Below are 638 nucleotides of genomic sequence, written 5' to 3' on the forward strand. Positions count from 1 at the left end.
TCAAGGGTAGGTAAGGTTTTTCGCGTTGCATCGAATTAATCCACATCATCCACCGCTTGTGCGGGTCCCCGTCAATTCCTTTGAGTTTTAATCTTGCGACCGTACTCCCCAGGCGGTCAACTTCACGCGTTAGCTACGTTACCAAGTCAATGAAGACCCGACAACCAGTTGACATCGTTTAGGGCGTGGACTACCAGGGTATCTAATCCTGTTTGCTCCCCACGCTTTCGTGCATGAGCGTCAGTATTGGCCCAGGGGGCTGCCTTCGCCATCGGTATTCCTCCACATCTCTACGCATTTCACTGCTACACGTGGAATTCTACCCCCCTCTGCCATACTCAAGCCTTGCAGTCACCAATGCAGTTCCCAGGTTAAGCCCGGGGATTTCACATCGGTCTTACAAAACCGCCTGCGCACGCTTTACGCCCAGTAATTCCGATTAACGCTCGCACCCTACGTATTACCGCGGCTGCTGGCACGTAGTTAGCCGGTGCTTATTCTTCCGGTACCGTCATCCCCGGCGGATATTAGCCACCAGGATTTCTTTCCGGACAAAAGTGCTTTACAACCCGAAGGCCTTCTTCACACACGCGGCATTGCTGGATCAGGCTTTCGCCCATTGTCCAAAATTCCCCACT

1 rRNA gene is annotated in these 638 nt (G+C 52.8%); it reads right to left on the reverse strand.

The annotated features are described in order from the left end of the window. Positions 1-638 (reverse strand): 16S ribosomal RNA (locus tag M3I56_RS40830); the annotation flags it as partial.

It is taken from the genome of Paraburkholderia sp. CNPSo 3281, assembly GCF_024206515.1.
Taxonomy (GTDB): Bacteria; Pseudomonadota; Gammaproteobacteria; order Burkholderiales; family Burkholderiaceae; genus Paraburkholderia; species Paraburkholderia nodosa.